The 13985-nt window shown below is 53.7% G+C and carries 12 protein-coding genes; 9 read left to right on the plus strand and 3 right to left on the minus strand.

Features of this window, described 5'->3' with window-relative positions; genetic code table 11:
• The coding region (locus tag CMO10_RS19005) for a transposase (protein ID WP_297025037.1) at positions 1-93 on the minus strand (93 nt) is incomplete at its 3' end.
• 97 nt (positions 94-190) lie between these two features.
• Between CMO10_RS19005 and CMO10_RS19010 the strand changes: the two genes are divergently transcribed.
• Together CMO10_RS19010 and CMO10_RS19015 are read left to right on the plus strand one after the other, a co-directional pair.
• Positions 191-1492: an MBOAT family O-acyltransferase gene (locus CMO10_RS19010; protein WP_297024928.1), complete on the plus strand. Its 1302-nt coding sequence runs from the start codon at positions 191-193 to the stop codon at positions 1490-1492.
• A 47-nt stretch (positions 1493-1539) separates the two neighbouring features.
• Positions 1540-2445: a hypothetical protein gene (locus CMO10_RS19015; RefSeq protein ID WP_297024930.1), complete on the plus strand. Its 906-nt coding sequence runs from the start codon at positions 1540-1542 to the stop codon at positions 2443-2445.
• A 202-nt stretch (positions 2446-2647) separates the two neighbouring features.
• Here the strand turns inward: CMO10_RS19015 and CMO10_RS19020 are convergent, their stop codons facing one another.
• Both CMO10_RS19020 and CMO10_RS19025 read right to left on the minus strand, forming a co-directional pair.
• Complete coding sequence (locus tag CMO10_RS19020) at positions 2648-4600, minus strand: 3-hydroxyacyl-CoA dehydrogenase NAD-binding domain-containing protein (protein WP_297024931.1); 1953 nt, start codon at positions 4598-4600, stop codon at positions 2648-2650.
• Between the two features lies 1 nt (position 4601).
• Positions 4602-5438 (minus strand): alpha/beta hydrolase, encoded by an 837-nt coding sequence (locus tag CMO10_RS19025; protein WP_297024933.1) that lies wholly within the window; start codon positions 5436-5438, stop codon positions 4602-4604.
• Between the two features lie 192 nt (positions 5439-5630).
• Here CMO10_RS19025 and CMO10_RS19030 point away from each other — a divergent pair, with 192 nt between their 5' ends.
• Genes CMO10_RS19030 through kynU form a run of 7 tightly spaced genes read left to right on the plus strand, consistent with a single transcriptional unit; the run spans position 5631 to position 13984 of the window.
• Entirely contained in the window at positions 5631-7925 is a 2295-nt protein-coding gene (locus CMO10_RS19030; protein ID WP_297024935.1) for a bifunctional salicylyl-CoA 5-hydroxylase/oxidoreductase, read from the plus strand.
• A 6-nt stretch (positions 7926-7931) separates the two neighbouring features.
• Complete coding sequence (locus CMO10_RS19035) at positions 7932-8690, plus strand: SDR family NAD(P)-dependent oxidoreductase (protein WP_297024937.1); 759 nt, start codon at positions 7932-7934, stop codon at positions 8688-8690.
• Positions 8691-8692: 2 nt separating this feature from the next.
• Positions 8693-9187 carry a MarR family winged helix-turn-helix transcriptional regulator gene (locus CMO10_RS19040; protein ID WP_297024939.1) on the plus strand — a complete coding sequence of 165 codons (495 nt, stop codon included), beginning with the start codon at positions 8693-8695 and terminating at the stop codon, positions 9185-9187.
• Positions 9180-9992, plus strand: a complete 813-nt coding sequence (locus tag CMO10_RS19045) for an enoyl-CoA hydratase family protein (protein ID WP_297024941.1) — start codon at positions 9180-9182, stop codon at positions 9990-9992. The genes CMO10_RS19040 and CMO10_RS19045 overlap by 8 nt, the downstream gene beginning before the upstream one ends.
• On the plus strand, positions 9992-11143 hold the full coding sequence (locus CMO10_RS19050) for an acyl-CoA dehydrogenase family protein (RefSeq protein WP_297024942.1): 1152 nt from the start codon (positions 9992-9994) through the stop codon (positions 11141-11143). The genes CMO10_RS19045 and CMO10_RS19050 overlap by 1 nt, the downstream gene beginning before the upstream one ends.
• 25 nt (positions 11144-11168) lie before the next feature.
• Entirely contained in the window at positions 11169-12794 is a 1626-nt protein-coding gene (locus tag CMO10_RS19055) for an AMP-binding protein (RefSeq protein ID WP_297024944.1), read from the plus strand.
• Positions 12791-13984, plus strand: coding sequence for a kynureninase (gene kynU, locus CMO10_RS19060; protein WP_297024946.1), 1194 nt, complete (start codon positions 12791-12793; stop codon positions 13982-13984). Before CMO10_RS19055 ends, kynU begins: the two co-directional genes overlap by 4 nt.
• Position 13985 lies beyond the last annotated feature (1 nt).

Here is a 13985-nt window from a genome sequence, read left to right on the forward strand (position 1 = left end):
ACGAGCAGAAACTTCCGCTACTGAGTAACCTCGTTCTGTAATCTGGCGAACGGCATTGATTTTGAACTCATCGGTAAAATGACTCTTGGGCATCGTAAACTCCTTGCCTCACTTTATAAGTGATGGGGTGTCTACAATTCCAGGGGCTATTCAGTGGCATCCAGTTTATGTAGTATTAATAGTAGTCTCGATGATGTTCAATTTCTCACTTGGCAGCTTGATTGCAAGAGGGACATTTGCTTCAAGTATGTTGGCATTGGGTGTCGTAGTAAATGTGGCGCTTCTAGCGTGGTTTAAGTACGCTAATTGGATTTCTCTTAACCTCGATAAATTGGGGCTTTGGCTCGGGGAGCCAACTAGTATTATTCTTCCGCTTGCAATTTCTTTTTTTACATTCGAACAAATTTCTTATCTTTATGATTGTAAGCACGGCAAAGTGAAGCCCGCAAGTCCGTTAGAGTATGCCTTTTTTGTCACATTTTTCCCAAAACTGATTGCAGGGCCGATTGTCAGATTTAAAGAGCTGAGATCGCAAATCCACACTGTTCACGTTTCGTTGGCGACACTAGCGCCAGGATTGACGCTATTTTTTATAGGATTGGCTAAAAAACTCCTGGTGGCGGACTATGCGGCCAACTTTGTTGGACCAGTGTTTGAAACGGCGGCAACGGGAAGAGCCATATCTACTTGGGATGCTTGGCTTGCCAGTCTTGCGTATACATTTCAGCTTTATTTCGATTTCTCTGGTTATACCGATATGGCTATAGGGTTAGGGTTGATATTTGGTATCTCTCTGCCTATCAACTTCTACTCACCGTACAAGTCGACAAGTATAATTGAATTTTGGCGACGTTGGCATATGACGCTCTCAAGGTTCTTGCGCGATTATATTTATGTTCCTCTTGGCGGAAGTCGGCGCGGAAATAGACGGCGGTACTTCAACCTAATATTAGTAATGACAATTGGTGGCATATGGCACGGAGCTGGCTTAACTTTCTTAATTTGGGGAGCGCTCCATGGTGTCTATCTTGCAATTAATCACGGATTTAGGATGGTAAAGGTGCCTTGGGTTGTGATCCCGTTCCCGTTAAAGTTGCTTTCGATGGTGTCAGGTTGGGCGCTAACATTTGTTGCTGTGGTTGTTGGATGGGTTTTCTTCCGAGCAGAGAACGCATCTACTGCATTTCATATGCTGAATTCTATGTATAAGATCGTAGAAGTAACGCCGATTATTCATGATCAACGTAGTGTCGTTTTTGTCTTGGTTGCAATGCTTGCTTTATGTTTGTTTGCTCCCAATACGAACCAAATAATTGGACGATCTCAGATTGACCCCAAGCTAACAAGAAGTAGCCTTTTTCCGGAAAATTACACTTCCAGTGTATTGGAATGGAGGCCGACAAAAGTATGGGGGGTAATTACTGGTATACTGGTCGCCATTGTTTTAGCTACGTTATCTAACCCAAGTCCATTCCTCTATTTCAATTTTTGATCCAAATGACACGATATTTTAGAACATGCTTTGCATCCACTGTAGTAGTGATTTTTATCATTGTTTCTATAAACGGAACTAAATACTGGGTTTTCCGAGATCTTCATCGAATTGACCATGCCGTCGGGGTGGTAACGCGATTAGCAGAAGAGAAATTGACTGCTACTCGTTTGGACGAAATTGATGCTTTTATGCTGGGTGATAGTTCGTTGGGCTACGGTATTGACCAAGAGTTGTTCTCAGAGATAACTAATCTGAGAACATTATCGTTACCTCTTACAGGCGGGCATGGACTTCCCGGTGCCTTACTTCAACTTCGAAATCTAGTGGGTGGAATTGAAGAGAATGCGAATATAATATTTTTCTTTTCTGTAGATGCGCTGGCATGGGGAGAAAATCCAGCTGGTAGGTTTTACATGAGTGCACTGCCATTTGAACCGGCTTTATCTGTCCACGGACAAATTAGGCTACTAATAGAGTATGTGAGGCGCTTGATTGATTTAAAAGAGGCATCTCGGTTTATTTGGGACACTATTCGAGGGGTTGATAACTCAAGAATTACTGATCAAGTTCGGAGTCATGGTTATATTGCATCACCGGGAAAGATCGACCTTGATGCCCCGCACTTAAAGAATTATTCGATCCCCGAAAAGATCGGAAGTACTGCTTATATTAATGAGATCGGGCGAGTGTGCTCTCGTTACTCTCTGAATTGCCTGTACGTATTTGGGCCTTTAATGCGGGCTGTTATGCGTGACCCGGCGAAAGAACAGAGGTTCTACGATAGTTCAAAAAAAGTAGTCGAAAGTTCAGGTATTAGGATGGTGTTGGATGCTCCACTCCCAATAGATGATGCTTTTCGGGGAGATACCCCTTTCCATGTTTCGCCCGCTTTTAGAAGGCAGTTCACTGAGAAATATGCGAGGCTATTAGTTCCGTATCTAAGAGATTAATTTAAATAAGTCCCAAGCCGGCTGGCTCAAATCATTTGGTCAGGTTTCCTTTTTAGTCGGAGGGGTTGTTGGGGGGGGCGGATGCTAATTAACCCATAACCAGCTCACTTCATGGAGTATTAGGCAGCATACTATTGTTGCGACCGTTCTATACAGGGTTGCCCAAAAAAAGCTGCTGAAGGGGGGCAGCTATGGACTTAGGTCAAGTTGTCATAAACATCGGCCCGCCCTTATGCCTTGGGTAGCCATAGCCATTGATCATCACCACATCAATGGCATCTGCATTATTGGCAATACCCTCAGCTAGGATCTTGTCTCCCTCATCGCGCATTGCCCCAAGGATCACATCCATGATTTCGGTATGTGTGAAGTCACAACGTGTGATGCCTTTCTTTTCTGACTCGGCAATCACCAGCGCATCGACTTCCGGGTCCGGTTGTGCCTTGCCGTTTTCATCATAGCGATACCAGCCAAGGCCGTTCTTTTTGCCAAAGCGGCCCGTTTCGCAGAGATAATCACCGAGCGCGACATAACGTTCAGACGGATCGCGGAACGGAGCCAAGCGTTTGCGGGTGGCCCAAGAGATTTCGAGGCCTGCCATATCCTGCATGGCAAACAGACCCATCGGGAAACCGAACTCGACCATGGCGGCGTCGATCTGATGTGGGAGTGCGCCGTCTTCGAGCATGTATTCGCAATGCTTGCGATAGGCGGACATGATCCGGTTGCCGATAAAGCCATCACAGACACCACATGGAACGGCGATCTTGCCGAGGGCGTGGGCGAAAGAAAATGCGGTTGCGAGACTTTTGGCATCCGCCTTGTCGGTTCGCACCACTTCCAGCAGTTTCATGATATGGGCTGGCGAGAAGAAATGCAGACCTATGACGCGGTTTGGATTTACGCAGTTCGCGGCGATTTCGTTGATATCGAGATAGGACGTGTTGGAGGCCAGAACAGCATCGGGTCTGCAATGCCTGGAGAGTTTGTCAAACACCTCATGTTTGACAGCCATGTCTTCAAAGACAGCCTCGACCACCAGATCAGCATTGGCCAAGGCGGCATAGTCGGTGCTGGTGGATAGTGTGGCCATGCGCGCGTCAAAGCGGTCTTGGTTGATCAGGCCACGCTTGAGGCTGCCAGACAGGTGCTTTTCGACCGTTGCACGCCCATTGGCGCAGGCATCTTCGTCACGTTCGATGATGGTGACGTTATAGCCGGCAAGCAGGGACGCCGTAGCAATACCCGCCCCCATGATGCCGCCGCCAATGACGCCGATCTGCTTGAGCGGGTTGGGTTCGATGCCCCTCAGTTCGGGCAGTTTAGCAACAGAGCGTTCAGCAAAGAAGATATGGCGCAGCGCCTTTGACTGGTCGCTGTCGCGCAGTTCGACGAATTTTTCACGCTCATGGCTGAGGCCGGTATCCGAGCCTTGCTCAATGCCGGTACGAATGGCCGAAATGGCGACAAGTGGGGCTGTTTGGCCGCGTGCTTTCTTTTTTGTCGCGGCAGTAATGTCATTCCAGTCGGCAGTACTCGGCGGGGTGACTGGATCGCGTAGTAGAAGGGGTTTTGGCATTTCGCGGTCCAGAACGGTTTGGGCAAAGTCACGGGCGGCATCGCGAAGCGCGCCGTGAGTGATGGCATCAAGCAGACCGATTTCGTTGGCCTTGGTGGAGGAGATCGGCTTGCCGCTGGTGATCATGGCAACGGCCTCTGTGACCCGGATCAGACGGGGCAAGCGGATCGTTCCACCTGCGCCCGGGATCAGGCCAAGATTAACTTCCGGCAGGCCGAGTTTGGCTTTGTTGTCTGCAATGCGGTAATGACAGCCAAGGGCGACTTCCAGGCCGCCGCCAAGGGCGTGGCCGTGAATGGCGGCGATGATTGGTTTGGTGGTGGCCTCAAGACGTTTGATGACGTCGGGCAGGATCGGGGCTTTCGGCGGTTGGCCGAATTCACTGACATCGGCACCGGCGATGAAGGTCTTGCCGTCGCAGATCAGGATTGCAGCCCTGATGTCGTCATTGACATCAATCTGAACAAGCGCATCGACGAGCCCCGCGCGAACCGAATGGCTTGTGGCGTTAATCGGCGGGTTGTTGATCGTGATAAACGCAATGGCGTTTTCGAATGTGAGAGTGACGGTCGACATATTATGCGTCCTCCGCACGGATCGGGGTGAGCAGGCAGGCGACAAGATCAGAGTCGGGATCTGCAAGATCGGCAATGACATTGAAATGATGTTTGTCGGGGGCATGCACAGAGCGCGTGCTAGCCCCAAGCCCGGTCCAGATATTGGCAAGCAGATCATTCTGGCGCACGAATTCCGGGCGTTCATCAGCCCCGACCCAGCAAGTGATAGAACACGGCAAGGCAGGCTTTAGAAGGGCGGCACTTTCGCGAGCAGCCTCGTCCTCATCAAGTTTCAGGACATCATTCATCGTGGTCTTGAGCAGCGGGCGCAGATCATGCAGGCCGCTGATCGAGACGGTATTTTCAATTCGCGCCTGAACCTGAGGGCTGAGGGGGGACGTGTCAGACGCCATGCGACTGACAAGATGCCCGCCAGCAGAGTGACCGGTGATGTGGATCGGGCCTGCGAACTGTTCGGCGGCATGCGTGATGGCCGCCCCGATCTGCTCGGTGATCTTTGATAGTCGGGCATCGGGGGCCAGTGTGTAGCTTGGCATGCACACAGCCCAGCCCTTGGTAAAGGCACCGTTGGCCAGATGTGACCAGCTTGATTTATCAAACGCCTTCCAATAGCCGCCATGCACGAACACCACGAGGCCCTTGGGCGTGCCGGTCGGCAGGAACAGGTCATATTTTTCACGCGGCGCATCGCCATAGGCAATGTCCAGCCGGGCGCGATTGTCGTTCGTTAAAGCATCGCGAAAAGTTGCCGATTGGGTCGCCCAAAGCTCCGGATAGGTCGCGGCATCGGCAATATAATCGCCATTGGCATAAGCATCATCCCAGTCGGTAATCATGGTCGGTTCCCTGAAGTTCTGTGTGGCTGCGCCGGGTTATGGTGGTGGGCGCATTGTGGTTATGAGGGAAATTCTAGGCAAATCTGAAAATATTTCAAACCTAAAATATTTGTGCTTGAAATAAATGAAATCGAGGCGTACCGTTTTATCAGTTTCCCGAAACAACCAAACAAATCAGGAAGGGAAAAGCTGGTGAGAGTAGCTTGTCTGGGTGGCGGTCCTGCGGGGCTTTATTTTGCAATCTCGATGAAATTGCGCGATCCCGCGCATGAGGTTGTTGTGATTGAACGCAACAAGCCCGATGACACATTTGGCTGGGGCGTGGTGCTGTCGGACGAGACGCTGGACAATCTGGCCGAGAATGATGGCAAAAGTGCCGAGGCCATTCGCGCCAACTTTTCCTATTGGGATGACGTTGCGGTTCAGTATCGCGGCGAAAAGACGATCTCCACCGGTCACGGGTTCTGTGGCATTGGCCGCAAAATGCTTCTGATCCTGCTTCAGGAACGTGCGCGTGAGCTTGGTGTCGAGCTTCGCTTTGAAACCGAAGCAGAAAGTGCAGCCCACTACGCCAAGGAATTTGATCTGGTCGTTGCCAGTGATGGTTTGAATTCCAAAACCCGCACTGAATTTGCCGAGCGTTTTCAGCCCGATATCGATAACCGCAAATGCAAGTTTGTCTGGCTGGGCACGCATCAGAAATTTGATGACGCTTTTACCTTTATCTTCGAAGAAACCGACAAGGGCTGGGTCTGGGCGCACGCCTATCAGTTTGATGACGAAACCGCGACCTTCATTGTCGAATGTACGCAGGAAACCTGGGATGCCTATGGTTTCGGCGAGATGAGCAAGGAAGAGTCGGTTGCGACCTGCGAAGCCATCTTCAAGGATCATCTTGGCGGCCATCCGTTGATGAGCAATGCACATCATATTCGTGGTTCGGCCTGGCTGAACTTCCCGCGGGTTCTGTGCAAGACCTGGTCGCATGAAAACATCGTTCTGATGGGCGATGCTGCGGCAACCGCGCACTTTTCCATCGGATCGGGCAGCAAGCTTGCGCTTGAAAGTGCAATTGCGCTGGCCAATTACCTGCATTCAGAGCCCGACATGAAGTCGGCCTTTGACAAATATGAGGACGAACGCCGTCTTGAAGTCCTGCGCCTGCAGTCTGCTGCGCGCAACTCGATGGAATGGTTTGAAGAAATCGAACGGTATTTCGATTTTGATCCGACCCAGTTTACCTATTCGCTTCTGACCAGATCACAGCGCATCAGCCACGAAAACCTGCGCCTGCGCGATGCCAAGTGGCTTGAGGGGGCAGAGAAATGGTTCCAGACACAGGCAGGTTTGCCTGCGTCCGAGCCGGTTCGCCATCCGATGTTCGTGCCCTATCAGTTGCGTGACATGTCGCTTAAAAACCGCATCGTTGTCTCGCCAATGGCGCAGTACAAGGCGGTTGATGGCTGCCCGACCGACTGGCATCTGGTGCATTATGCCGAGCGTGCAAAAGGCGGTGCCGGGCTGGTTTATACCGAGATGACCTGTGTCTCGCCAGAAGGGCGGATCACGCCGGGTTGCCCGGGCGCTTATGACGCCAGCCACGAGCAAGCCTGGAAACGGATTACCGATTTCGTTCATGCCGAAACCGATGCCAAACTTTGCATGCAGATCGGCCATTCCGGGCGCAAGGGTTCCACCCAGCTGGGTTGGGAAGAAATGGATGCGCCGCTTAAGGATGGTAACTGGCCGCTGATGTCGGCATCTGCCATCGCATGGTCGGAACGTAATGCGGTGCCCAAGGCGATGACCCGCGAAGACATGGATATGGTCCGTGATCAGTTTGTCGCATCCGCGGAAATGGCTGATCGCGCAGGCTTTGACATGATCGAGGTTCATGCCGCGCACGGCTATCTTCTGTCATCCTTCATCAGCCCGGTCAGCAATACCCGCGATGATGAATATGGCGGGTCGCTTGAAAATCGGATGCGCTATCCGCTGGAAGTCATTAATGCGGTTCGTGCGGCCTGGCCCAAATCCAAACCGATGTCGGTTCGTATTTCGGCCAATGACTGGGTCGGGGATAGCGGCGTTACGCCGGAAGAGGCGGTCGAGATCGCCAAGATGCTGAAAGCCAATGACGTTGATATCTGTGACGTTTCGGCCGGCCAAACGACAACGGATGCCAAGCCGGTCTATGGCCGCATGTTCCAAACACCGTTCTCTGATCGTATTCGCAATGAGGCCGGTATTCCGACCATGGCGGTTGGCAATATCTATGAGGCCGATCACGTCAATTCGATCCTGATGGCCGGTCGTGCGGATCTTGTTTGTCTGGCACGCCCGCATCTGGCCAATCCGTATTGGACGCTGCATCAGGGGGCTGCTCTTGGCAATCGCACCGAAAATTGGCCGGCCCCTTATTATGCCGGGCGCGATCAGATGTGCCGTCTGGCCGAGCGGGCTGAAACCATGACCGGAAAGGTATAAGCAGCCATGACCGATCTTGCCGTTCATAACGCATTGATCACTGGTGGCGGTTCAGGTGTCGGGGCCGTAATGGCCCGGATGCTGGCCGACGTTGGTGTGAAAGTGGCTGTTTCCGGACGGCGATCAGATGTTCTGGCCGAAGTTGCTGAACATGAAAACATCACCGCCATTGTGGCGGATGTGACCGATGAAACATCGGTGCGTGACATGTTCACAACCATGGTCGATGTGGTGGGGGCGCCCGATTTGGTGATTGCCAATGCCGGAATGGCCGAAAGTGCGCCGATTGGCAAAACGTCGGTCGATCTGTGGCAGCGCACCATGGATGTCAATCTGACCGGTACGTTTTTGACGTTCCGCGAAGGCCTGGCTGTCATGGACAAGGCCAAGCCGGGGCGGCTGATTTCAATTGCCTCGACTGCGGGGCTTAAGGGCTATGCCTATGTCACAGCTTACTGTGCGGCGAAGCACGGCGTGGTCGGTATGGTCAAGGGTATGGCGGCTGAACTTGCCAACAGCCCGATCACGATCAATGCGGTTTGCCCGGGCTTTATGGAAACGCCGATGCTGGCAAAGTCGGTGGAAAACATCGTTGTCAAAACCGGCATGAGCAACGAGGCCGCGCGCGCAAGCCTTGCCAAAATAAATCCGCAAAACCGGTTCATTCAGCCAGAAGAAGTGGCTGAAACCGTCATGTGGCTATGCAGCCCGAATGCGGCATCGATAACGGGACAGACGATTTCCGTTTCGGGAGGAGAAGTATGAACATGAACAAGTCCGAAGGGCTTTCCGAACAGGCGGGAAATGAAACGTCGGATCTGTCCAAGGCACGTCTGCGGGCCTGGCTGCAGATCCTTAAGGTATCGCGCAAGATCGAAGGTGAGCTTCGCGAAAAAATGCGCACGGAATTCGATACCACCCTGCCGCGCTTTGACGTGTTGGCCGCGCTTTATCGTGAACGCGATGGCATGCGCATGAGCGAGCTTTCCAAGTCGTTGATGGTATCGAACGGCAATGTCACCGGGATCGTTGATCGTCTTGTGGCAGAAGGCCTGATTGTCCGCATGCCGGTTGAAAATGATCGCCGTGCATCGATTGTCCGCCTGACCCCAGCCGGGGAGAAGGATTTCGCCGAACGTGCACTGGTGCATGAAAGCTGGGTGTCGGAGCTGTTTGATGATTTGTCATCAAGCGATGCCGATGCCCTGATTCGAATCCTTCGCAACATTTCCCATCATAACGAGGCGCCCCACCATGACTAAGATGGCAAACATCACGCCAAAACACTTCAACTGGCGCATGGAAGGCGACGTTGCGGTCATTTCCCTTGATCGTCCTGATCGCAAGAACCCGCTAACTTTTGATAGCTATGCCGAGCTTCGCGATACCTTCCGCGATCTGGTTTATGCCGATGACGTCAAGGCGGTTGTGTTTGGGTCGAACGGGGGCAATTTCTGCTCTGGCGGGGATGTGCATGACATTATCGGTCCGTTGATCGACAAGGACATGAAAGGCCTTCTGGAATTCACCCGCATGACCGGTGATCTGGTCAAGGCCATTATTGGCTGTGGCAAGCCGGTGATTGCCGCGGTTGACGGCGTTTGTGTGGGGGCCGGGGCCATCATTGCCATGGCATCTGATCTGCGCCTGGCGACTGCGGCATCGAAAACCGCATTCCTGTTTACCCGTGTTGGCCTTGCCGGATGTGACATGGGGGCATGCGCCATCCTGCCGCGTATCATTGGTCAGGGCCGGGCGGCAGAGCTTCTTTATACCGGACGATCCATGTCGGCCGAGGAAGGCGAACGGTGGGGCTTTTACAACCGTCTTGTCGAAGCAGATGTTCTTGAGGCCGAGGCAATCGAGCTGGCAACGCGCATTTCCAAGGGCCCGAATTTCGGTCACATGATGACCAAAACCATGCTGGCCCAGGAGTGGAACATGTCCATCGAACAGGCGATTGAGTCCGAAGCCCAGGCGCAGGCGATCTGCATGCAGACCGAGGATTTCAATCGCGCCTACAAGGCATTCGTTGCCAAGGAAAAACCGGTGTTCGAGGGCGACTGATGGCAGATAAGACCTATCTTGATTGGCCATTCTTCGAAGACCGCCATCGTGAATTGGCGGCAAAGCTTGATGACTGGGCTGTGTCCAACATCAAGGGCATCAATCACGAAGATGTCGATGCTGCCTGCCGTGATCTTGTGGCGCGTCTCGCAAGAGGCAACTGGCTGCGCCATGCCGCTATTGATCCTGATGATGCAGGATCAAAGCTTGATGTCAGATCGCTTTGCCTGATCCGCGAAACACTGGCGCGGTATGACGGGCTTGCTGATTTTTCCTTTGCGATGCAGGGGTTGGGGAGTGGCGCAATCTCCTTGTTCGGAACCAAAGACCAGAAAGATAGCTGGTTGCCAAAAGTGCGTTCCGGCAAGGCGATTGCGGCCTTTGCCCTGACCGAACCGCAATCGGGGTCGGATGTTGCGAATATCGCGCTTGAGGCAAAGCGCGATGGCGATGACTTTATCCTGAATGGCGAGAAGACCTGGATTTCGAACGGCGGGATTGCCGATTTCTATTGCCTGTTTGCCCGTACGGGTGAGGCCTCCGGTGCCAAGGGGCTGTCGGCCTTTGTCGTGCCGGCTGGCATTCCGGGGTTTGAAATCGCCGAACGTCTGCACACCATTGCCCCGCATCCGTTGGCGCGTTTGAAGTTTACCGATTGTCGCATTCCGGCATCCGCCCTGATGGGCTATGGGGGTGACGGGTTTAAGATCGCGATGTCGGTTTTGGATGTTTTCCGATCCACCGTGGCCGCTGCCGCCCTTGGTTTTGCCAGACGTGCGCTTGATGAAACCATCACGCGTGTTCAGGAACGCGAACTGTTTGGCGCGCCGCTGTTTGATTTGCAGATGGTGCAGGGGCATGTGGCGGACATGGCGCTTGATATCGATGCCTCGGCCCTTCTGGTGTATCGCGCCGCTTGGCTTAAGGACAGTGGGGCACCGCGCGTGAGTCGCGAAGCGGCGATGGCCAAACTTTATTCAACCGATCATGCACAAACCGTCATTGATAAGGCGGTGCAAATTCATGGCGGCGATGGTGTGCGCAGCGGGCACATCGTTGAAACGCTTTACCGGGAAATCCGCGCCCTTCGTATTTATGAAGGCGCATCCGACGTCCAGAAAATAATCATCGCACGGCAAACGCTGGCGTAATAATGACTGTATCAGGGACTTCACAATGCTCGGACCAACCGCACATACCGATAGCTTCACGCGGGACAAATTGCCCCCGTTTGCAGAATGGCCAGATATCAATCTGGATGGGTTTGACTATCCCGAATATCTGAATGCCGGGGTCGAACTGACCGACAAGATGGTCGAACAGGGATTTGGCGATAACACGGCCCTGATCGGCAATGGCCGCCAGCGTACCTATAAGGAACTGGCCGACTGGACCAACCGCATCGCCCATGCACTGGTCGAGGATTACGGCGTTAAGCCGGGTAACCGCATTCTGATCCGTTCGGCCAATAACCCGGCGATGGTGGCCTGCTGGCTGGCGGCGACCAAGGCCGGTGCGGTTGTGGTCAATACCATGCCGATGCTGCGCGCGGGTGAGTTAGGGCAGATCGTTGACAAGGCCGAAATAGAATTTGCCCTGTGTGACACGCGGCTGATGGATGAGTTGGTGGCATGTGCCAAGGACAGCATGTTCCTTAAAAATGTGATCGGTTTTGACGGCACCGCCAATCATGATGCGGAACTGGATCGCATTGCGCTGACCAAATCGGTCAAGTTCGATGCGGTCAAGACCGGGCGTGATGATGTTGCCCTGCTTGGCTTTACGTCTGGCACCACGGGAAGCCCTAAGGCCACCATGCATTTCCACCGGGATCTTTTGATCATCGCCGATGGCTATGCCAAGGAAGTGCTGAATGTGACGCCCGATGACGTGTTTGTCGGATCACCGCCGCTTGCCTTTACCTTTGGTCTTGGCGGGCTTGCGATCTTCCCGCTGCGTTTCGGGGCGACGGCGACTTTGCTTGAAAAGGCATCGCCGCCCAACATGATCGAAATCATCGAAACCTATAAGGCGACCGTCTGCTTTACTGCACCGACCGCCTATCGTGTGATGTTGTCCGCGATGGACGAAGGTGCTGATCTTTCATCGCTCCGCGCAGCTGTATCGGCCGGGGAAACCCTGCCTGCGCCGGTCTATGAAGCCTGGATGGAAAAAACCGGCAAGCCGATGCTTGATGGTATTGGCGCGACCGAGATGCTTCATATCTTTATCTCCAACCGTTTTGGCGATAGCCACCCGGCCTGCACGGGCCGCCCGGTCACCGGATATGAAGCAAAGATCGTCGATGACAAGATGAACGAGGTGCCGGTTGGAACCGTTGGCAGGCTTGCGGTGCGTGGCCCGACTGGCTGCCGGTATCTGGATGATGTCCGCCAGCATGTTTATGTCCGCGATGGTTGGAACCTGACGGGTGATGCGTTCTATGTCGATGAAGACGGCTACTATCACTTTGCCGCGCGCAATGACGATATGATCGTCTCATCGGGCTATAACATCGCCGGGCCTGAGGTCGAGGCAGCCCTTCTTGCCCATGCGGCTGTTGCGGAATGTGCGGTTATTGGCGCGCCTGATGAAGACCGCGGCACGATTGTTCAGGCCCATGTGGTTCTGGCGGCCGAATTCGACCCAACGCCCGAGATGGCCAAAGCCCTTCAGGATCATGTAAAAGCGACGATTGCGCCGTTTAAATATCCGCGCTCCGTCGTATTTATCGAGGCTTTGCCAAAAACCGCGACTGGAAAAATCCAGCGCTTCAGACTGAAACAGGAAACGTCTGCATGACCGACTTTGTCGCCACCAAATCCCTGTTCCATATCCCGGAAGGTGTCATTTACCTTGATGGGAACTCGCTTGGCATGTTGCCGAAAACGGCCGCAAACCGTGCCAAGGAGATGATCGAACAGGAATGGGGGGAAATGCTGATCCGTGGCTGGAACGATGCCAAATGGATGGAGCAACCCGAGCGTGTCGGCAATCTTGTCGCGCGTTTGATTGGGGCGGCATCCGGGACTGTGGTGATGGGCGATACCCTGTCGATCAAGGTCTATCAGGCGCTGGCAAGCGCGCTTGAAATGCGCCCGGATCGCAAGGTGGTTGTTTCAGATAACGGTAACTTCCCGACCGATCTTTATATGGCCGACGGCCTGATCAAGTCGCTTGATCGTGGTCACGTGCTGAAAACACCCAACCCCGAAGATGTCGAAAGCCTGATCAATGAAGATCTGGCAGTGTTGATGCTGACCCAGGTCGATTATCGCACCGGGCGCATGCATGACATGAAACGCATCACGGATCTGGCCCATGCCGCCGGTGCGTTGGTGATCTGGGATCTCGCGCATTCCGCCGGGGCGGTGCCTGTTGATCTGGCGGGCTGCAATGCCGATTTCGCCGTCGGGTGCACCTATAAATATCTGAATGGTGGCCCGGGCGCGCCGGCCTTTATCTATGTCCGGCCCGATCATGCCAAGGTCGCCCGACCGGCACTTTCAGGCTGGCTTGGTCATGCCGCACCCTTTGCCTTTGATCCCGATTATACCCCGGCACCGGATGTGTCGCGCATGCGTGTCGGCACCCCGCCGGTCATCCAGATGGCCGTGTTGGAAGAAGCCATGAAGGCCTGGGATGGTGTTGAGATGGCCGATATCCGCAAACGCAGCATCGAGCTGTGCGAACAGTTCATTGCCGGGGTTGAGGCAAGCTGTCCGATGCTGGAGCTGGCAAGCCCGCGCAATCCTGATGAACGTGGATCGCAGGTATCATTCAAGTTCGATCAGGGCTACGCCGTCATGCAGGCCTTGATCGCGCGCGGTGTGATTGGTGATTTCCGCGCACCGGATGTCATCCGCTTTGGCTTTACCCCGCTTTACATCGACAACAATGATGTCGACGGTGCGGTCAAAATCCTTGCTGAAATCATGGAAACCAAGGCTTGGGACAAGCCGGAATTCCACAAACGCAACGCGGTGACCTGAG

It is taken from the genome of Thalassospira sp. (assembly GCF_002709775.1).
In the GTDB taxonomy this organism is placed as follows: domain Bacteria; phylum Pseudomonadota; class Alphaproteobacteria; order Rhodospirillales; family Thalassospiraceae; genus Thalassospira.

Coding starts and splice junctions, on each gene's coding strand:
- CMO10_RS19010 (WP_297024928.1), top strand. CDS start 191: ATGATGTTCAATTTCTCACTTGGCAGCTTGATTGCAAGAGGGACATTT.
- CMO10_RS19020 (WP_297024931.1), bottom strand. CDS start 4,600: ATGTCGACCGTCACTCTCACATTCGAAAACGCCATTGCGTTTATCACG.
- CMO10_RS19025 (WP_297024933.1), bottom strand. CDS start 5,438: ATGATTACCGACTGGGATGATGCTTATGCCAATGGCGATTATATTGCC.
- CMO10_RS19035 (WP_297024937.1), top strand. CDS start 7,932: ATGACCGATCTTGCCGTTCATAACGCATTGATCACTGGTGGCGGTTCA.
- CMO10_RS19040 (WP_297024939.1), top strand. CDS start 8,693: ATGAACAAGTCCGAAGGGCTTTCCGAACAGGCGGGAAATGAAACGTCG.
- CMO10_RS19045 (WP_297024941.1), top strand. CDS start 9,180: ATGACTAAGATGGCAAACATCACGCCAAAACACTTCAACTGGCGCATG.
- CMO10_RS19050 (WP_297024942.1), top strand. CDS start 9,992: ATGGCAGATAAGACCTATCTTGATTGGCCATTCTTCGAAGACCGCCAT.
- CMO10_RS19055 (WP_297024944.1), top strand. CDS start 11,169: ATGCTCGGACCAACCGCACATACCGATAGCTTCACGCGGGACAAATTG.
- kynU (WP_297024946.1), top strand. CDS start 12,791: ATGACCGACTTTGTCGCCACCAAATCCCTGTTCCATATCCCGGAAGGT.